Below are 18,848 nucleotides of genomic sequence, written 5' to 3' on the forward strand. Positions count from 1 at the left end.
ACAATCGAGTTGTGCACAACTTAGTCGTATAGCGAGCGACGAATCCCTCAGCGCCGCCTCCGCGGCAGGCTCGCCATCGAGCGGTCGGCATAGGCTGGAGACCCACCCACCCTGGAGGCATCCGTTGGCGATTGAGAAGAACACCCGAGAGTTCGACGCGGGCATCGTCACCGACTTCCGGGAGCGGATGAGCTACGGCGGCTACCTCGATCTCGAGACCCTGTTGAGCGCCCAGAACCCCGTGAGCGCACCCGAGCACCACGACGAGCTGCTGTTCATCATCCAGCACCAGACCACGGAGCTCTGGCTCAAGCTCATGCTGCACGAGCTGGCCAGCGCCCGCGACCTGCTGCGGGCCGATGAGCTGCCGCAGGCTCTCAAGCGCGTCGCCAGGGTCAAGCACATCCAGCGCACCCTCACCGAGCAGTGGTCGGTGCTGGCGACCCTGACCCCGACCGAGTACGCGGAGTTCCGCGGCTTCCTCGGCAATTCGAGCGGCTTCCAGTCCTACCAGTACCGCGCCGTCGAGTTCGTGCTCGGCAACAAGAACCGCCGCATGCTGAGCGTGTTCGAGTCCGACCCCACGGCCCATGCGCTGCTCACCGAACTGCTCGAGGCGCCGAGCATCTACGACGAGTTCCTGCGCTACCTCGCCCGCACCGGACACGCCGTGCCGCAGCACATCCTCGATCGCGACGTCACCGAGGCCTGGGTCTTCGACGAGTCGCTCGTGGGCGTCATCCGCGACATCTACGAGAACGCCCACGACAACTGGTCGGCCTATGAGGCATGCGAGGAGTTCGTTGATCTGGAGGAGAACTTCCAGCTCTGGCGTTTCAGGCACTTGAAGACGGTGCAGCGCACGATCGGCATGAAGACGGGCACAGGCGGATCGACCGGCGCGGCCTTCCTGCAGAAGGCCCTCGAACTGACCTTCTTCCCCGAGCTCTACGCCGTGCGCACCCGCATCGGTCAGCCGCCGGCGGAGTCGCCAGAGCCGACAGCATGATCGAGGAGGGTCTGCTCCTCGGCGTCGAGGAGTACTGGGCGGCCGGCTGGCACGGACGCACGCTGTTCACCGTTCGCGACGGCATGCTGCATCCGTCGACGGATGCAGCGGCCAGCGCCGACCTCGACCTGCCGGGAACGCTGTTCCCCCGCCTCACCGACCACCATGTGCACCTCGGCCTCGTCGACCCGGAACGCCTGCTGCCAGCCGGCATCACGAGCGTCGTCGACCTGGGATGGATCCCGGAGGTCGCGGCCGGGTGGCACACCGACAGCCGCTACCCCGGATCCACCCTCCCCGACGTCCGCATCGCCGGCGGACTGCTCACGTGCACGGGCGGCTACCCCGCCAGGAGCGGCTGGGCTCCAGCCGGAGCGACAGTCGAGCTCGCCGACCCCGGCGACGCCGAGGAGGCTGTTCGCGCGCAGGTCGCGCTGGGGGCATCCGTCATCAAGGTCACCCTCAACTCCGTCGCCGGGCCCGTGCCGAACGACGAGCTGCTCACGGCCATCGTGCTGGCCGCACGGGCCCATGGAGTTCCCGTTGCCGCCCATGTCGAGGGGCCCGGCATGGCCCGACGTGCCCTCGATGCCGGCGTGAACGCCTTCGCGCACACCCCGTTCAGCGAGCAGCTCGACGCGGAGCTCATCGCGCGCATGTCGCGGGCGGGCACGGCGATGATCTCCACGCTCGACATCCACGGCTGGGGTGAACCGACTGCAGCCTTCGCACTGGCCCAGGACAACCTGCGCCGGTTCGCCGCGGCCGGCGGCCGCGTGCGCTACGGTACCGACCTCGGCAACGGTCCGCTGCCGACGGGCGTCAACGCCCGCGAGCTCGCCGCGATCGCCGGCGCCGGACTCGACCGCGACGCCGTCGTGGAATCCATCGCCGGGTCATGGGCGCCCGACGCCATCGGCCCTCGCTTCGCCTGGGTTCCCGGCCTCCCGCCGGCCAGCGCCGAAGACGTCCCGGCCTGGCTGTCGACGGCTCGCGGCACCACCATCGACTACCTCGAGGAGACCCTCGCATGACCACAGCCTCCACCCCCGATCCGCACCTGTCGTTCGCACGGCGCATGGACCGATCCGACGGGCTCGCCCACCTGCGCAAGAGATTCGTCGGGGTGGGGGATGCCGCAGACGGTGCCGCGCCCGACGCGATCGTCGCCTACCTAGACGGCAACTCCCTGGGGCGACCCACCATCGCAACCGCCGAGAGACTGCAGCGCTTCGTGACCGAGGCATGGGGTGGCCGGCTCATCCGCGGCTGGGACGAGGAGTGGCTCGACCTCCCGTTCGCGATCGGCGACGCCCTGGGGAGCGCCGCGCTGGGGGCGGCGCCCGGTCAGACCTACATCGGAGACTCCACGACGGTCACGCTCTACAAGCTGGCCAGGGCAGCGGCCGACGCCCAGCTCGCACGCGACCCCTCCCGCACCGAGATCGTCGTCGACACCGACAACTTCCCGACAGACCGCTACGTGCTCGACGGCATCGCCGGCGAACGCGGCATGAGCATCCGCTGGATCGTCGCCGACACGGAGTCCGGCGTCACACCGGAGCAGGTCGCGGCCGTCGTCGGACCGCAGACCGCTCTCGTCGTGCTGAGTCACGTCGCCTACAGGTCGGGGTTCCTCGCCGACGTTCCGGCCATCACCCGCATCACCCACGACGCCGGCGCCCTGGTGCTGTGGGATCTCTGCCACTCGGCCGGCTCGGTGCCCACGGAACTCGACGCTTGGAGCGTCGACCTCGCCGTCGGCTGCACCTACAAGTACCTCAACGGCGGCCCGGGCTCACCGGCGTTCGGCTATGTGCGTGCCGACCTGCAAGAGGTGCTCGCGCAGCCGATCAAGGGCTGGCTCGGGTCGGCCGGCGCCTTCGAGATGGGGCCGGAGTACGTGCCGGCGCCGGGCATCAGGCGCTTCATCAGCGGAACCCCGGCGATCGTCGGCATGCTCGCCATGCAGGACACCATCGCCATGATCGCGGATGCCGGCATGGACGCCGTACGCGCCAAGTCGGTGGCGCTCACCGAGTTCGCGATCACGCTGGCCGACGACTGGCTGGCACCCCTCGGGGTGAGCGTGGCATCGCCGCGCGACGCCGACAGAAGAGGCGGCCATGTGACGCTGTCGCATCCGGCCATGCGCGAGGTGACGGCACTGCTCTGGCGGCAGGATGTGATCCCCGACTACCGCGATCCCGGCGGTCTCCGCATCGGTCTGTCGCCTCTCTCCACCAGCTTCCAGGAGACGCACGCCGGCCTCGCCGCCGTCCGCGAGACGCTGCGCGGCGTGCTGCGCGAACAGGCGGGACTGGCGTGAGCCGCCGCCTCAGTTCGCGAGGAGCCTGGCCTTCGCCTCACTGAACTCCGCGTCGGTGAGAACACCGCTGGTGTGCAGCGCGGCGAGCTGGTTCAGCTTGTCGATGAGGGGATCGGCTGATCCGGATGCCGCCACGAAGCTCGCAGACGGTGCCGACGCTCCGGGCTCGTCGCCCTGCTGGACCTGCTCGTATCCATCGGCGTCCTGCTGCGTCGCGTACTTCTGCTGCTGGTGATGCGCGATGGCTCCAGCGGTCATGGCAGCGGTGCCGGTGATGACTGCTGTGCGCGCGACGGTGCCGATGAGTCCGGGTCGACCGAAGCGTCGTCCGATGAGCATGGTGGTTCCCCTCGTTCCGGGATCTGTCTAACAGTCGATTCTGGGAATCGGATCAGTCCACGAGGGCCGCGACGGCGTCCTCATGGTCGATCTGCACATGCAGGGCCACCTCTCCGCCCTGTTCGCGCAGCACTTCATAGAGCCGGAACGCCCAGCGGTGCTCGACGGCGAGCACCAGCGCCACGGTTCCGGGTTCCAGCGCCTCGCCGACGATCTCGGCATCCGAGTCGCTCAGGAGGTCACGCGGGTCGGGCGCGAAGCTCTCGAAGCCGGGCACCTCGTCCTGCTCGATGTCGCGGGCCGAGATGAGGCCCTCGGCGTCGCGCGTCACGACGATCGCATCGATCACCGCGATCTTGCCGCCGTCGACGAGCTTCTCGAGCTCACCGGCGATGGCCAGAAGGCCGCCGCCCTCGGGGAACGTCAGTACGAGTACCTCCACTGGTCCGATCGGCATCAGTCGCTCCTCCTTCATCCCGCCCACGGCAACGCTACTCGCCACGACGGCGCCACCGTCACCCCCGGCGGCGGCGCGGCGTCGACCCCGCCGACCACCCGGTAGAATTGCGGCATCCCCCTCTCTACTCCCGGACGGAGCCTCAGGTGACCACGATCATCGTCGAGACCATGCCCAAGGCCGAACTGCTCGACCCCCAGGGCAAGGCCGTCGCCGGCGCCCTCGGTCGCCTCGGCAGCAGCACCTTCGCCTCGGTGCGCATCGGCAAGCGTTTCGAGATCGTGGTCGACGGCCCCGTCGACGACGCGATCCTCGCCGAGGTTCGCACCGTGGCCGAGGAGATCCTGTCCAACTCGGTGATCGAGGACGTCGTCGGCATCCACGTGGTCGAGGCTGCTCTCTGATGGCCACCCGCGTCGGAGTCATCACCTTCCCGGGGTCCCTCGACGACCGCGACGCCCAGCGCGCCGTGCGCATCGCCGGGGCCGAGCCCGTCGCCCTGTGGCACGGCTCGCACGACCTCGAGGGCGTCGACGCCCTCATCCTGCCCGGCGGTTTCAGCTACGGCGACTATCTCCGCTGCGGTGCCATCGCGAGCCTCTCGCCGATCATGACCGAGGTCGTGGCCGCTGCCAACGCCGGCATGCCCGTGCTCGGCATCTGCAATGGCTTCCAGATGCTCACCGAGGCGCACCTGCTCGAGGGCGGGCTCATCCGCAACGACCACGGCTCCTTCATCTGCCGCGACCAGGTGCTCCGCGTCGAGAACGCCGACACGTCGTGGACGAGCGACTTCGAGGCCGGCGCCGAGATCACCATCCCGCTGAAGAACGGCGAGGGCGGCTTCATCGCTTCCGACGACACCCTCGACCGCCTCGAGGGAGAGGGTCGCGTGGTCTTCCGCTACGTCGGCGTGAACCCCAACGGCTCGCTCCGCGACATCGCGGGCATCTCGAACGAACGCGGAAACGTCGTCGGCCTCATGCCGCACCCCGAACACGCCGTCGAGCCGGGCTTCGGTCCCGACACCGACGTCGCGATGCGCTCCGGCGTCGACGGTCTCGCCTTCTTCACCAGCGTCATCCAGCGCACCCTCGCGACGGTCTGACCCCGCGGCGGCCGACCCGCCGGCCGGTCCAGCGGTTCATGCCGGCCGGGCCGCGTGTCACCCTGCCGTCACCCCGCGGTTCACGCGAGGTCACCCGCGAATTCCTTGTGCAACCCGATGGCGGCGCCATACGCTGACCGCAGGGCCTCAACGAAAGGGATTCCGCACATGCTTGGACCTATCGAAATCGTGACCATCGGGTTCACGGAACCGCTCACGGGGAAGATCCTCCCCGAACTGACGAAGCTCGTGGAGTCTGGCGTCGTCAGCATCATCGACGGCCTCCTGGCGGCCAAGGAGACCGATGGCTCGGTCACGCTGGCCGAGTTCTCCGAGGCCGGCGGCGACCCCGATGCGGCGGCCCTGGCAGACCTCTTCGACCGCGTCGAGGGGCTCGTGTCCGACGAAGACGTCGAGGAGCTCGTCGCCGAACTCGAGCCCGGGACCTCCGCGGCGATCCTCGTCTTCGAGCACACCTGGCTGAAGCCGCTGCGGGACTCGATCATCGACTCCGGCGGCGTGCTGCTCGACAGCGTCCGTATCCCCGGTGTCGTCGTCGAGGAGATCCTCGCGACGGTTCCCGAAATCGACTGAACAACGAAGGAGATCTGACATGCGAGGAAGAATGGGACGCCCCGGGCTGATCGGCATGGCGGCACGCACCGCGGTCGTCGCCGGAACAGCCACGGCCGTGTCCGGCAACGTGCAGCGACGCCAGGCCGGCCGTGCCCAGCAGGCTGCCGATGCCGACGCCTACCAGCAGGAGCAGCAGCAGCCCCAGTACGCTCCGCCTCCAGCCGCTCCTGCAGCGCCCGCAGCACCAGCGGCCGACGACCTGACGGCCCAGATCGAGAAGCTCGCGACGCTCAAGACGGCCGGCGTGATCAGCGACGCCGAGTTCTCGGCGGCGAAGGCCAAGCTGCTCGGCATCTGACACCGCGGCATCCGTCGTCGACGGGTTCTGGATCGAAGCATCACGAACCGATCGGTCGCTTCTCCCCACGGAGCAAGCGACCGATCGGTTCGTCGTCTGCGCCGCGGCGTCAGGGAGTGAGCAGCGACCCGAGCTGCACGAGTCCGAGCAGGATGCACATGCCCGCGAGCAGTGCGGGCAGCTTCATGTCGGGCAGATCGTCGTCGGAGGCATGCTGCTTCGCGTGCACCTGTCTGTAGCGATGTCGGGATGCCACCAGCAGCCCGATGGCGACTGGCGCCCCGATCGCCAGAACGACAAGGGCGATCGGTCCGTGCTCGAGGGTCGAGACCCTCACCACGATGAGCAGAGCCACGATGAGCGACGCCACCGTTCGGCTCCATGCCAGCGCCGTGCGCTCGTTCTGGGCGCCCTGGTCGTAGAGGGCGGCGGGCGGACTGCCCCCCGGCGGACCGAGCCTCACGGCGTCGGCAGGGCCAGGGCGATCACGACGCATACCCCGAAGATCAGCAATACGAGCGTGAGCACGAGGGAGAGCACCGACCCCGGTAGTGGCTTCGACTGTCGGATGGCACGTTCGGATGCCGCCCACCGCAGCAGCGACACGAACGGCAGCAGGATGGCAGCGATCGTGAGCACCCACGTGACGACCACCCGCAGCACAGGCTCGGCCGGGACCTCGAATGCGGCCAAGGCGACTGCTGCTGCAAGAAGTCCGAGCGACGTGCGGATCCAGGCGAGGAAGGTGCGCTCGTTCGCAAAACTGAAGCGGACGTCGGGCTCTTCGCCGACCTTGTAGACCGAGCGTGGCCAGCGTTGCATATGGTGTCCTCCCGTACCATCTTCACGATAGCCGGACGACATCGCACCGACCCACGGCACGAGGATTCCGAACGGTCGGTCTGTGGCGCGTCGTGTCTAAGATGAGTGCACGCGAGTTTCCGATCAACGTCGATCACTGGAGATCCCATGGCACTGAGCCCGCACCCGCCCGTCGAGATTCCCGACACGTCCATCTTCGAGTACCTGTTCGGCGGGCTCGGGGCCGCCGACCTCGATGAGATAGCCCTCGTCGACGGCGCCTCAGGGGCCGAGACCACCTACCGTCAGCTGGTCGGGCAGATCTCGCTGCTCGCCGGAGCCCTCGCGGCCCGTGGCGTCGGGGTCGGCGACGTCGTGGGCATCCTCTGCCCGAACATCCCCGCCTTCGCCACGGTCTTCCACGGTGTGCTGCGTGCCGGAGCCACGGCGACGACGATCAATTCGCTCTACACGCCCGACGAGATCACGAACCAGCTGACGGATGCCGGAGCCCGCTGGCTCTTCACCATCTCCCCCATGCTCGCCCAGGCCGAAGCCGCGGCCGCAGCCAGCGGAATCCCGGCCGACCACCTCATCGTGCTCGACGGCGCCGAGGGACACCCGTCGTTGCGCGACCTCCTGGGGGAGGGGAAGCAGGCACCCGAGGTGAGCTTCGACCCGGCCACGCATGTCGCCGTGCTGCCGTACTCGTCGGGCACGACCGGCCGACCCAAGGGCGTGATGCTCAGCCACCGCAACCTGATCGCCAACGTCGCTCAGTCCAGCGGCTCCATCGGCCTCGGCGAACGGGGCCTGGGTGCCGGCGACAGGGTGCTGGCCGTCCTGCCGTTCTTCCACATCTACGGCATGACTGTGCTGCTCAACTTCGCCCTCCGCGAGCGAGCGACCCTCGTGACCATGCCGAAGTTCGACCTGCCCGAGTTCCTGCGCATCGTGTCCGAGACCAAGGTGACGTGGATCTTCATCGCCCCGCCGATCGCCGTGGCGCTGGCGAAGCATCCGCTGGTCGACCAGTTCGACCTCTCGAGCGTCGAGGTCGTGTTCTCGGGCGCCGCTCCCCTCGACGGCTCGCTCGCCACCCTCGTCGCCCAGCGTCTCGACTGCATCGTGTGCCAGGGCTACGGCATGACCGAGCTCAGCCCGGTGTCGCACTCGATCCCTGTCGAACGACCCGAGATCGACCGCTCGAGCATCGGCATCCTCCTTCCGAACACCGAGGCGCGCATCGTCGACGTCGAGAGCGGCGCCGATGTCGACGTGCCCGCCGAGGGGCAGAGCCCATCGGGCGAGCTCCTGGTACGCGGTCCGCAGGTGATGCTCGGCTACCTCAACAACGACGACGCCACAGGTCGCACGCTCGACGGTGACGGCTGGCTGCACACCGGCGACATCGCCACCGTCACGGCCGACGGCGTCTACTACATCGTCGACCGGCTGAAGGAGCTCATCAAGTACAAGGGCTACCAGGTGGCACCGGCCGTTCTGGAGGCCGTGCTGCTCGCTCACCCGGGCATCGCCGACGCAGCCGTCATCGGCGTGCTCGACGACGACGGCCAGGAGATCCCGAAGGCCTTCGTCGTGCTGCAGCCGGATGCCGACCTCGACGAGGCGGGGGTCATGGACCACGTCGCCGCGCACGTCGCCCCTCACGAGAAGGTGCGCCGAGTGGAGTTCATCGACGTCATCCCGAAGTCGAGCGCCGGCAAGATCCTGCGCAAGGACCTGCGTGCCAGAACCGCGGAGGGCTGAGCCGGCTCGCGCGCGATATCGAGGTTCGCGTCAGCGTCCGTCGCTGTCGAGGGTCTCCTCGACTTCCTGGTCGCTCGCACCGGTCTGGATCGGGATGGCGGAGGTGAACATGCTGGCGCGTTCCTCGGCCTCCGGGGATCCCGAGAACAGATTCGCCTGCTCGCCCGTGTGGGGCGACGGCACGTCGACGAACGGCTCCGGCTCGGGCCGGCGGGGCGACTTCTTCTCCGCACGAGCGGGTTCCGCCTCGGGAGCACCCGCCTCGACCGGATCGACCAGCACGCGCTGGTGGGGGATCGACGTGGGATGCTGCGTCTGCACCCAGGCCACCATCTCCTCGCGCACATAGCAGCGCAGGTCGAAGAGGGTGGGGGCGTCGGCCGCCGTCACGAGGATGCGCACGCGCACGAATCCTCCGACGGCGTCGGTCACCTGCAGCACCGAGGCGCGCTGGTCCCAGAGCTCGGTGCGCTCGAGCGACGCGGCGAGCTGCTCCCTCATGAGGGCGGGCGCGATGCGCCAGTCGAGGTCGAGCTCGACCGAGCCGAGCAACGCGCTGCCCTCCCTGGTCCAGTTCTGGAACGGCTGCGTGGTGAAGTAGGTGCACGGGAGGACGAGATTGCGCTCGTCCCAGAGGTTCACGACGACGTAGCTCAACGTGATCTCGCCGATCTTGCCCCACTCGCCCTCGACGACGACGACATCGTCCACCCGGATCGCCTCACTGAAGGCGAGCTGGATGCCGGCGAACAGGTTCGCGAGGGTCGACTGCGCGGCGAGACCGGCCACGACGCTGAGGAGACCGGCCGAGGCGAGCACGCTCGCCCCGACGAGCCGCACCTCGGGGAAGCTCAGCAGCACGCCGCCGATGGCGACGACGACCGCGACCACGACCACCAGGCGTCGGAGGATGGCGATCTGCGTGCGCACGCGCCGGGCGACCTTGTTGTCGGCCACGTCGATGCGGTAGCGCGACGTGCTCAGATCCATGCCGAACAGCGCCAGTTCGCAGACGAACCAGGAGCCGACCACGATCATGGCGATGAGCAGCAGGTGCTCGAAGCCGGCGCGCACCTCGCTCTCGTCGAGGGTGGCGACGAGCACGATCCAGAGACCGGCGATGAAGAGCAGCAGACGGAACGGCCAGCGGGCGCGCTTCAGCAGGATGCGCGGCCATTCCTTGTGCCGGCCGACGGCACGGGCGATCTGCCGGGCTATCGCCGTGATCACGAGCGCGGCGACCGCCGCGATCAGCACGGCCACGCCGAAGCCCAGCCACGACTGCCATTCGAATCCGTCGAGCACGGATGCCTCCCATCGGTCGGAACATCCAGCCTACGGACTCGCACGCTCGCAGAGGGCGGGACGAAGTCCGCACCCGACGCGCCGCTGCCACCCGGCCACGCTTCGACCGCTGACTTCGTCCTCGCCTCAGCGATCGGTCAGGAGTACAGCTCCTCCGGCACCCGCAGGGCGTAGATCGGCTTGCCGGTTCCCCAGATGAGGGCGCACGCCGCGCGCAGCAGATCGATCGGAACATCGCCGCGCTTCACGATCTCCACGTTCTCGCCCTTCATCCGCACGACGGCCCTGCCGACGGTGACCTTGCCTCCGGCATCCGTCACCACGGTCTCGGGATACGGCTCGCTCAGCTGACGCAGGTCGTCCAGGATGAACGTCGGCCGTTGGTCGGGAACCGCCGCCAGCACCTGCTTGGCCTTGTCGATCCCCGTGAGCACGAGGGCCGAGGGCATACCGGCGCGGTTCGCCCCGAGGATGTCGGTGTCGAGCCTGTCGCCGATGAACAGCGGAGCGCTGGCATCGAAGCGCAGGCGCGCTTCATCGAAGATGGCCACCTCGGGCTTGCCTGCAACGACGGGAAGTCGACCGACAGCCGTGTGCACGGCGGAGACGAGGGTGCCGTTTCCCGGCGCGATGCCGCGTTCCTGCGGAATCGTCCAGTCGGTGTTCGTGGCCACCCAGGGGATGCCGCCGTCGCCGGAGTCCGCCAGGGCGAACGATGCCTCGGCGAGCTGCTTCCAGCCGAGCTCGGGCGCGAAGCCCTGGATGACGGCCGCGGGGGAGTCCTCCGCCGAGCGCGTCACCGAGAAGCCGGCCTTCTCGACCTCGCTCACCAGGCCGTCTCCCCCGATCACGAGGATCACGGATGCCGCTGGCACGAGTCCGGCGAGCAGCCGGACCGCCGCCTGCGGAGACGTCACGACATCGCTCGGGGCCACGTTCAGGCCGAGCTCGGACAGGTGGGTCGCTACCGAGGCGTCCGTGCGCGACGCGTTGTTGGTGATGTACCCGATGCGGGCGTTCTCGGATGCGGCGTTCAACGCCTCCACCGCGAAGGGAATGGCGCGCGGACCGGCGTACACCACACCGTCGAGATCGGCCAGAACGACGTCGACCCCGTCGAGTGGTGTCACGCCGCTACTTCTCCGTCTCAGCATCGGTCACGGGTGCGTCGCTGTCGCCGGCGTCGGGCTCATCGGTAACGGGCTCGTCGGCATCGAGGGCCTCCTCGAAGTCGGCGTCGAGCTCGGCCTCGAGTTCCTCACCCTCTTCCTCAGCCTCGGCGTCGTCCGCGATCGCCGCGTCGATCGCGCTGTCGACGGCGTCACCGTCGAGCTCGCCACCGGACTCGATCTCCGCCTCGGCGGTCCGATCCTGCGCGTACTCACCGTCGACGTCCTCTTCGACGTCATCGAACTCGAGTTCCTCCTCGAGCACCTCGACGTAGTCGTCGTCGCCGCCGTCGCGCGCGTTGATGGCCGCAGCGGCCCGATCGGAACGCTCACGCCAGAGCGCGGAATCCTCGGTCCGGCCGAGGTCCTCGAGAACGTCGGCGTAGGCCGCGAACAGACCGGGGCTGTAGGAGAAGGCGGTGTTCGGATCGAGCTGCACGATCTCGAGTTCGGCGAGGGCCTCGTCGGTCTGGCCGAGGTCGAGCCGCGCGCCAGACATGGCGATCGCGAGGGCGACCTGCACGTCGGGGGCCAGGGTGGAACGATCGACGGATCGGCCCAGCTCGAGGGCGCGGTCGGGGCGACCGACCCCGCGCTCGCTGTCGACCATGAGCGGCAGCTGGTCGTTCTTGCCCGAGATGCGTCGGAACGTCCGCAGTTCCCTGAGCGCCAGGGCGTAGTCGCCCACGGCGTACGCGGTGATCGCGAGCGTCTCGCGCACGACGGCGATGCGGCCGGCACGACGGGATGCCGAGATGACGTGCTGGTGCGCGAGCTCGGGGTCGTCCTCGATGAGGCGCACGGCCATCACAAGGTGCTTGGCCACCCACTCGGCGTTCTCCTTGGTGAGGGTCTTCAGCTCGTTGCGGGCGACGCGATCGAGCTCATCAGGCTCGACGCCGTCGGGCACCCACGGGTCGTCGTGCCGCGGACGGATCATGCGCAGCTCTTCAGCGCGCCGCTCCTCCTCGGTCAGCTCGACCTCGGCTTCGAACGCACCCCTGTCTCCGCGTGCCGGAGCTCCATCGCGTGTCCAGAGCTTCTTCGGCGCGCGGTCGTCCTTCTTCTCCCACGGCTTGCCGGAGGCGGACCCACCACGGTCGTCGCGCTTCTCCCACGGCTTGCCTGTGGGCGCGCCGGAGCGCTGCGGACGATCCGAGCCGTAGGGCTTCCGATCAGAGTTGTAGGGCTTGCGGTCCCCATCCCGCGGGGGCTTGCGGTCTCCGGCCCACGGGGTCCGGCTGTCGCCGCTTGGCGCTCCATCGCGCTTCTCCCACGGCTTCGAGCCGCCACGGTCGTCGTTCTTCTCCCACGGCTTGCGGTCGCCCGAGGGGCCGCCGCTGCGCTGCGGACGATCGGAGCCATAGGGCTTCCGGTCGGAGTTGTACGGCTTGCGGTCCCCCTCCCGCGGGGGACGGCGGTCACCGCTGGGTGCACCGTCGCGCTTCTCCCACGGCTTACGGTCGCCCGAGGGCGCACCCGATCGCTGTGGACGGTCGTTGTTGTACGGCTTGCGGTCGCCATCGCGCGGCGGACGGCGGTCGCCGCTGGGCGCACCGTCGCGCTTCTCCCACGGCTTGCGATCACCCGAGGGCGCGCCCGATCGCTGCGGACGATCGTTGTTGTACGGCTTGCGGTCCCCATCGCGCGGGGGCCGGCTGCCACCGCTGGGCGCGCCATCCCGCTTCTCCCACGGCTTGCGATCTCCGGATGCCGCACCAGAGCGCTGCGGACGGTCCGAGTTGTACGGCTTGCGGTCGCCGCCGGTGCGAGGCGCGCCGTCGCGCTTCTCCCAGGGCTTCTTGTCGCCGTCCCCGCGAGAACCTCCGGAACTGCCCGACCGTGCCGGCCGATCGTCGTCGCGCTTCGGTGCTCGGTCTCTGGGTGGGTAGTCGCTCACGGGGAATTCCTTCTCTTGCCGAAGGCGCGCGAACAGGTCGCGCCGCCCTCGCCATTATCGCGGGGTCGCTGTTGAATTTGGTTGTTAAATGCGAAAAGGCCACCCGGGTGTGGGTGGCCTTTTCTAAGTTAAGTCCGGCGGTGTCCTACTCTCCCACAGGGTCTCCCCTGCAGTACCATCGGCGCTGAGAGTCTTAGCTTCCGGGTTCGGAATGTGACCGGGCGTTTCCCTCTCGCTATGGCCGCCGAAACACTTGTTGATGTGTATCAAAAGTGAATCGAACAGTCACGCGTTAGCGTGTGTTGTTCGGATTCTCGACCGTACATCGAGAACCACATAGTGGACGCAAGCATTCATGTTTCCCCCCATACCAGCCTTACAACATGTATGGGAGTGGTGATTATCAAGATATCGGCTTATTAGTACCGGTCAGCTCCGACAGTCTTTCGTCCTGTCTTCCACATCCGGCCTATCAACCCAGTCGTCTGGCTGGGAGCCTCTCACCCGAAGGTATGGAAATCTCATCTCGAGGCCGGCTTCCCGCTTAGATGCTTTCAGCGGTTATCCATCCCGAACGTAGCTAATCAGCGGTGCTCCTGGCGGAACAACTGACACACCAGAGGTTCGTCCAACCCGGTCCTCTCGTACTAGGGTCAGATCCTCTCAAATTTCCTGCGCGCGCAGCGGATAGGGACCGAACTGTCTCACGACGTTCTAAACCCAGCTCGCGTACCGCTTTAATGGGCGAACAGCCCAACCCTTGGGACCTACTCCAGCCCCAGGATGCGACGAGCCGACATCGAGGTGCCAAACCATGCCGTCGATATGGACTCTTGGGCAAGATCAGCCTGTTATCCCCGAGGTACCTTTTATCCGTTGAGCGACAGCGCTTCCACAAGCCACTGCCGGATCACTAGTCCCGACTTTCGTCCCTGCTCGACTTGTCAGTCTCACAGTCAAGCTCCCTTGTGCACTTACACTCGACACCTGATTGCCAACCAGGTTGAGGGAACCTTTGGGCGCCTCCGTTACTTTTTGGGAGGCAACCGCCCCAGTTAAACTACCCACCAGGCACTGTCCCTGAACCGGATCACGGTTCGAAGTTAGATATCCAGAGTGACCAGAGTGGTATTTCAACATTGACTCCACCTGAACTAGCGTCCAAGCTTCACCGTCTCCCACCTATCCTACACAAGCCACACCGAACACCAATACCAAGCTGTAGTAAAGGTCACGGGGTCTTTCCGTCCTGCTGCGCGTAACGAGCATCTTTACTCGTAATGCAATTTCGCCGAGTTCGCGGTTGAGACAGCTGGGAAGTCGTTACGCCATTCGTGCAGGTCGGAACTTACCCGACAAGGAATTTCGCTACCTTAGGATGGTTATAGTTACCACCGCCGTTTACTGGGGCTTAAATTCTCAGCTTCGCCTTGCGGCTAACCGTTCCTCTTAACCTTCCAGCACCGGGCAGGCGTCAGTCCGTATACATCGTCTTGCGACTTAGCACGGACCTGTGTTTTTAGTAAACAGTCGCTTCCCACTGGTCTCTGCGGCCATCCACGCTTCCTGGAGCAAGTCCATTCACGTTTCAGGCCCCCCTTCTCCCGAAGTTACGGGGGCATTTTGCCGAGTTCCTTAACCACGATTCTCTCGATCTCCTTAGTATTCTCTACCTGACCACCTGAGTCGGTTTGGGGTACGGGCGGCTGGAACCTCGCGTCGATGCTTTTCTTGGCAGCATAGGATCACCGATTTCGACTTGCGTCTACCCATCGGGTCTCAGCCTTATATGAGAGACGGATTTGCCTATCTCTCGGCCTACACCCTTAGACCGGGACTACCATCGCCCGGCTCGGCTACCTTCCTGCGTCACACCTGTTAATACGCTAACCGCACCAGCATAGGGTCGTGTGCTAGGCCCACACGCTTCACCCCGAAGGGATCCGTCTAGGGGATTCAGACACTTAGCATTACTGGATTAGTTTGGGCGGTTCTTCGCCGGTACGGGAATATCAACCCGTTGTCCATCGACTACGCCYGTCGGCCTCGCCTTAGGTCCCGACTTACCCAGGGCGGATTAGCCTGGCCCTGGAACCCTTGGTCTTCCGGAGGACGGGTTTCTCACCCGTCTTTCGCTACTCATGCCTGCATTCTCACTCGTGTGGCCTCCACGGCTGGTTTACACCGCCGCTTCACTGGCCACACGACGCTCTCCTACCCATCAACACGGCTGGACCACGAAGGCCTACCTATAAATGTCAATGCCACAACTTCGGTGGCGTGCTTGAGCCCCGTTACATTGTCGGCGCGGAATCACTTGACCAGTGAGCTATTACGCACTCTTTCAAGGGTGGCTGCTTCTAAGCCAACCTCCTGGTTGTCTGTGCAACTCCACATCCTTTCCCACTTAGCACGCGCTTTGGGACCTTAGTTGGTGGTCTGGGTTGTTTCCCTCTCGACGATGAAGCTTATCCCCCACCGTCTCACTGCTGCGCTCTCACTTACCGGCATTCGGAGTTTGGCTGACGTCAGTAACCTTTTGGGGCCCATCGGCCATCCAGTAGCTCTACCTCCGGCAAGAAACACGCAACGCTGCACCTAAATGCATTTCGGAGAGAACCAGCTATCACGAAGTTTGATTGGCCTTTCACCCCTATCCACAGCTCATCCCCTCCATTTTCAACTGAAGTGGGTTCGGTCCTCCACGACGTCTTACCGTCGCTTCAACCTGGCCATGGATAGATCACTTCGCTTCGGGTCTAGGACATGCGACTGAATCGCCCTATTCAGACTCGCTTTCGCTACGGCTACCCCACACGGGTTAACCTCGCCACATATCGCTAACTCGCAGGCTCATTCTTCAAAAGGCACGCTGTCACACCTACAAGGGTGCTCCAACGGTTTGTAAGCAAACGGTTTCAGGTACTATTTCACTCCCCTCCCGGGGTACTTTTCACCTTTCCCTCACGGTACTTGTCCGCTATCGGTCATCTGGGAGTATTTAGGCTTATCAGGTGGTCCTGACAGATTCACACGGGATTTCTCGGGCCCCGTGCTACTTGGGATACTCTTCACGCCATAACGACATTTCGACTACCGGGCTCGCACCGTCTACGGCTGGGCTTTCAATCCCATTCGTCTATATCGCGCTGTAACGTTCACTGTTCGGCAGAATCAGCACGAAAAGTCCCACAACCCCGACCATGCAACGCCTGCCGGCTATCACACATGATCGGTTTAGCCTGATCCGCGTTCGCTCGCCACTACTGACGGAATCACTGTTGTTTTCTCTTCCTGTGGGTACTGAGATGTTTCACTTCCCCACGTTCCCTCTACCCGCCCTATATATTCAGGCGGGAGTCACCAGGTCACCCAAAGGGCCTGGCGGGGTTTCCCCATTCGGAAATCCTCGGATCACAGCTCGTTTATCAGCTCCCCGAGGCTTATCGCAGATTACGACGTCCTTCTTCGGCTCCAGATGCCAAGGCATCCACCGTTTGCTCTTAGAATCTTGAAATCACATGAGTTTGAATCGATTTCGTTAGAAATTGACCAATGATTAGTCGGACGAACTCTCGAAAGAGCTCGTCCTAAAATCTTTTGTGATTGAGGAAATGAATCCTCAATCTAAGATGCTCGCGTCCACTGTGTAGTTCTCAAAGTACGGGCGGTACCCCCACCCCCGGCGATGTATGCCGACAAGTGAAGGTCCTGAGTTTCGTCCACCACACCAAGGTGTGGCATCCGGTCCCTCAGGACCCAACAGCGTGCAACATGCCGGCCATCACAACCAGAACCTTTCCAACCACCGAAGTGGCGTACTGAGTCCCGATCAATCCGATCGGCATCAATGTCAATGTTCCACCCATGAGCCACCAGCAGGACACGTACGGCCCTGATCTGGCATGCCTGGACACCCGAGGGTGCCAGATGCTCCTTAGAAAGGAGGTGATCCAGCCGCACCTTCCGGTACGGCTACCTTGTTACGACTTAGTCCTAATCACCGATCCCACCTTCGACAGCTCCCTCCATAAATGGTTGGGCCACCGGCTTCGGGTGTTACCGACTTTCATGACTTGACGGGCGGTGTGTACAAGGCCCGGGAACGTATTCACCGCAGCGTTGCTGATCTGCGATTACTAGCGACTCCGACTTCATGAGGTCGAGTTGCAGACCTCAATCCGAACTGAGACCGGCTTTTTGGGATTCGCTCCACCTTACGGTATTGCAGCCCTTTGTACCGGCCATTGTAGCATGCGTGAAGCCCAAGACATAAGGGGCATGATGATTTGACGTCATCCCCACCTTCCTCCGAGTTGACCCCGGCAGTATCCCATGAGTTCCCACCATTACGTGCTGGCAACATAGGACGAGGGTTGCGCTCGTTGCGGGACTTAACCCAACATCTCACGACACGAGCTGACGACAACCATGCACCACCTGTTTACGAGTGTCCAAAGAGTTGACCATTTCTGGCCCGTTCTCGTATATGTCAAGCCTTGGTAAGGTTCTTCGCGTTGCATCGAATTAATCCGCATGCTCCGCCGCTTGTGCGGGCCCCCGTCAATTCCTTTGAGTTTTAGCCTTGCGGCCGTACTCCCCAGGCGGGGAACTTAATGCGTTAGCTGCGACACGGAGACCGTGGAATGGTCCCCACATCTAGTTCCCAACGTTTACGGCGTGGACTACCAGGGTATCTAATCCTGTTCGCTCCCCACGCTTTCGCTCCTCAGCGTCAGTTACGGCCCAGAGATCTGCCTTCGCCATCGGTGTTCCTCCTGATATCTGCGCATTCCACCGCTACACCAGGAATTCCAATCTCCCCTACCGCACTCTAGTCTGCCCGTACCCACTGCAGGCCCGAGGTTGAGCCTCGGGATTTCACAGCAGACGCGACAAACCGCCTACGAGCTCTTTACGCCCAATAATTCCGGACAACGCTTGCACCCTACGTATTACCGCGGCTGCTGGCACGTAGTTAGCCGGTGCTTTTTCTGCAGGTACCGTCACTTTCGCTTCTTCCCTGCTAAAAGAGGTTTACAACCCGAAGGCCGTCGTCCCTCACGCGGCGTTGCTGCATCAGGCTTGCGCCCATTGTGCAATATTCCCCACTGCTGCCTCCCGTAGGAGTCTGGGCCGTGTCTCAGTCCCAGTGTGGCCGGTCACCCTCTCAGGCCGGCTACCCGTCGTCGCCTTGGTGAGCCATTACCTCACCAACAAGCTGATAGGCCGCGAGCTCATCCTTGACCAAAATTCTTTCCAGCTACTGAAGATGCCTTCGCAGCTCGTATCCGGTATTAGACGTCGTTTCCAACGCTTATCCCAGAGTCAAGGGCAGATTGCTCACGTGTTACTCACCCGTTCGCCACTGATCCAGAAGAAGCAAGCTCCCTCTTTCACCGTTCGACTTGCATGTGTTAAGCACGCCGCCAGCGTTCGTCCTGAGCCAGGATCAAACTCTCCATAAATGCTTAATAGCCGAACACCGAAGTGAACGACACATTCAATTAGCCGCAACGCCACCGGAATAGGCGAACATCACGACAAGTTTGAAACTGACAGAACAAATCATTACTGACTTGCTTTGTTGTTATAAATGTTTTCCAAAGGAATCTCACGTGCAGATCACCGCTAGAAACGGATCACACACACACGAGGTTTTTGGCATTTGACATTGTGCACGCTGTTGAGTTCTCAAGGATCGGACGCTCCCGACTTCACACCCAT

15 protein-coding genes and 3 rRNA genes are annotated in these 18,848 nt (G+C 64.6%); 8 read left to right on the forward strand and 10 right to left on the reverse strand.

Features of this window, described 5'->3' with window-relative positions:
• The first annotated feature begins 124 nt into the window (after positions 1 to 124).
• The 3 genes from kynA to ASC59_RS11745 are packed head-to-tail and all read left to right on the forward strand — an operon-like array spanning position 125 to position 3,338.
• Positions 125 to 1,009: a tryptophan 2,3-dioxygenase gene (kynA, locus tag ASC59_RS11735; protein ID WP_055822476.1), complete on the forward strand. Its 885-nt coding sequence runs from the start codon at positions 125 to 127 to the stop codon at positions 1,007 to 1,009.
• Positions 1,006 to 2,043, forward strand: coding sequence for a hypothetical protein (locus tag ASC59_RS11740; protein WP_055822479.1), 1,038 nt, complete (start codon positions 1,006 to 1,008; stop codon positions 2,041 to 2,043). Before kynA ends, ASC59_RS11740 begins: the two co-directional genes overlap by 4 nt.
• Positions 2,040 to 3,338, forward strand: coding sequence for a kynureninase (locus ASC59_RS11745; protein WP_055822483.1), 1,299 nt, complete (start codon positions 2,040 to 2,042; stop codon positions 3,336 to 3,338). The genes ASC59_RS11740 and ASC59_RS11745 overlap by 4 nt, the downstream gene beginning before the upstream one ends.
• Before the next feature lie 9 nt (positions 3,339 to 3,347).
• Here the strand turns inward: ASC59_RS11745 and ASC59_RS11750 are convergent, their stop codons facing one another.
• Together ASC59_RS11750 and ASC59_RS11755 are read right to left on the reverse strand one after the other, a co-directional pair.
• Positions 3,348 to 3,677 (reverse strand): SHOCT domain-containing protein, encoded by a 330-nt coding sequence (locus tag ASC59_RS11750; RefSeq protein WP_055822486.1) that lies wholly within the window; start codon positions 3,675 to 3,677, stop codon positions 3,348 to 3,350.
• A gap of 52 nt (positions 3,678 to 3,729) precedes the next feature.
• Positions 3,730 to 4,134, reverse strand: a complete 405-nt coding sequence (locus ASC59_RS11755) for a hypothetical protein (protein ID WP_055822489.1) — start codon at positions 4,132 to 4,134, stop codon at positions 3,730 to 3,732.
• A gap of 146 nt (positions 4,135 to 4,280) precedes the next feature.
• On the opposite strand from ASC59_RS11755, the gene purS reads away from it, so the two are divergent.
• The 4 genes from purS to ASC59_RS11775 all read left to right on the forward strand — a co-directional run bounded on the left by purS (position 4,281) and on the right by ASC59_RS11775 (position 6,176).
• Complete coding sequence (purS, locus tag ASC59_RS11760) at positions 4,281 to 4,538, forward strand: phosphoribosylformylglycinamidine synthase subunit PurS (RefSeq protein WP_055822494.1); 258 nt, start codon at positions 4,281 to 4,283, stop codon at positions 4,536 to 4,538.
• Positions 4,538 to 5,242: a phosphoribosylformylglycinamidine synthase subunit PurQ gene (purQ, locus tag ASC59_RS11765; RefSeq protein ID WP_055822497.1), complete on the forward strand. Its 705-nt coding sequence runs from the start codon at positions 4,538 to 4,540 to the stop codon at positions 5,240 to 5,242. The genes purS and purQ overlap by 1 nt, the downstream gene beginning before the upstream one ends.
• A gap of 168 nt (positions 5,243 to 5,410) precedes the next feature.
• The gene (locus ASC59_RS11770; protein WP_268765484.1) at positions 5,411 to 5,836 is read left to right on the forward strand and encodes a DUF6325 family protein; all 426 of its coding nucleotides are present in this window, start codon (positions 5,411 to 5,413) and stop codon (positions 5,834 to 5,836) included.
• A gap of 19 nt (positions 5,837 to 5,855) precedes the next feature.
• Entirely contained in the window at positions 5,856 to 6,176 is a 321-nt protein-coding gene (locus ASC59_RS11775) for an SHOCT domain-containing protein (protein ID WP_235492676.1), read from the forward strand.
• A 109-nt stretch (positions 6,177 to 6,285) separates the two neighbouring features.
• Here ASC59_RS11775 and ASC59_RS11780 read toward each other — a convergent pair whose 3' ends face one another.
• Together ASC59_RS11780 and ASC59_RS11785 are read right to left on the reverse strand one after the other, a co-directional pair.
• Positions 6,286 to 6,672, reverse strand: a complete 387-nt coding sequence (locus tag ASC59_RS11780; RefSeq protein ID WP_082513554.1) for a DUF202 domain-containing protein — start codon at positions 6,670 to 6,672, stop codon at positions 6,286 to 6,288.
• Entirely contained in the window at positions 6,636 to 6,998 is a 363-nt protein-coding gene (locus ASC59_RS11785; protein ID WP_055822505.1) for a YidH family protein, read from the reverse strand. The genes ASC59_RS11780 and ASC59_RS11785 overlap by 37 nt, the downstream gene beginning before the upstream one ends.
• 147 nt (positions 6,999 to 7,145) lie before the next feature.
• Between ASC59_RS11785 and ASC59_RS11790 the strand changes: the two genes are divergently transcribed.
• Positions 7,146 to 8,747 (forward strand): AMP-binding protein, encoded by a 1,602-nt coding sequence (locus ASC59_RS11790; protein ID WP_055822508.1) that lies wholly within the window; start codon positions 7,146 to 7,148, stop codon positions 8,745 to 8,747.
• A 30-nt stretch (positions 8,748 to 8,777) separates the two neighbouring features.
• Here the strand turns inward: ASC59_RS11790 and ASC59_RS11795 are convergent, their stop codons facing one another.
• The 6 genes from ASC59_RS11795 to ASC59_RS11820 form a co-directional block, all read right to left on the reverse strand.
• A complete protein-coding gene (locus tag ASC59_RS11795) occupies positions 8,778 to 10,052 on the reverse strand; it encodes a mechanosensitive ion channel family protein (RefSeq protein ID WP_055822512.1) in 1,275 nt (424 codons plus the stop codon).
• Positions 10,053 to 10,189: 137 nt separating this feature from the next.
• On the reverse strand, positions 10,190 to 11,206 hold the full coding sequence (locus tag ASC59_RS11800; protein WP_055822515.1) for an HAD-IIA family hydrolase: 1,017 nt from the start codon (positions 11,204 to 11,206) through the stop codon (positions 10,190 to 10,192).
• Positions 11,187 to 13,121, reverse strand: coding sequence for a hypothetical protein (locus ASC59_RS17655; protein ID WP_082513555.1), 1,935 nt, complete (start codon positions 13,119 to 13,121; stop codon positions 11,187 to 11,189). Before ASC59_RS17655 ends, ASC59_RS11800 begins: the two co-directional genes overlap by 20 nt.
• Positions 13,122 to 13,253: 132 nt before the next feature.
• Positions 13,254 to 13,370: ribosomal RNA gene (gene rrf / locus ASC59_RS11810) — 5S ribosomal RNA — on the reverse strand.
• Positions 13,371 to 13,520: 150 nt separating this feature from the next.
• A 23S ribosomal RNA gene (locus ASC59_RS11815) occupies positions 13,521 to 16,638 on the reverse strand.
• A gap of 424 nt (positions 16,639 to 17,062) precedes the next feature.
• Positions 17,063 to 18,589 (reverse strand): 16S ribosomal RNA (locus ASC59_RS11820).
• Together the 16S, 23S and 5S rRNA genes form the textbook arrangement of a ribosomal RNA operon.
• Positions 18,590 to 18,848 lie beyond the last annotated feature (259 nt).

The organism is Leifsonia sp. Root1293 (assembly GCF_001425325.1).
GTDB lineage: Bacteria > Actinomycetota > Actinomycetes > Actinomycetales > Microbacteriaceae > Orlajensenia.